Raw genomic sequence first — 337 nt, 5'->3', positions numbered from 1 at the left:
GAACGATGCGCCGGCCGGCGCCAACATGACGCTGACCTTCAACGAGGACACCAAGCTCGCCTTCACGGCGGCCGATTTCGGCTTCAGCGATCCGAAGGACTCGCCCGCCAACACGCTCAAGTCGGTGCTCATCACCACGCTGCCGACCGCGGGCACCCTGAGCCTCGGCAGCACCGCCGTCGCCGCCGGGCAGGAGATCCTCGCCGCGGACATCGCCAGGCTGAGCTACCAGCCGGCCCACAACGCCAACGGCGCGAGCTACGCGACGCTGACGTTCCAGGTGCGCGACAACGGCGGCATGGCGAACGGCGGCGTCGGCCTCGACCCGACCCCCAAC

1 protein-coding gene is annotated in these 337 nt (G+C 70.0%); it reads left to right on the top strand.

Annotated features, from left to right (window positions below; all coding sequences use genetic code 11):
• On the top strand, positions 1–337 hold a 337-nt coding region (locus tag ACLBXP_RS25395; protein ID WP_447670607.1), incomplete at both ends, for an Ig-like domain-containing protein.

The sequence above is a fragment of the Methylobacterium sp. A54F genome (genome assembly GCF_053346035.1).
The sequence above is the reverse complement of the archived record's forward strand: the minus strand, read 5'-3'. Positions and strand labels throughout refer to the sequence as shown.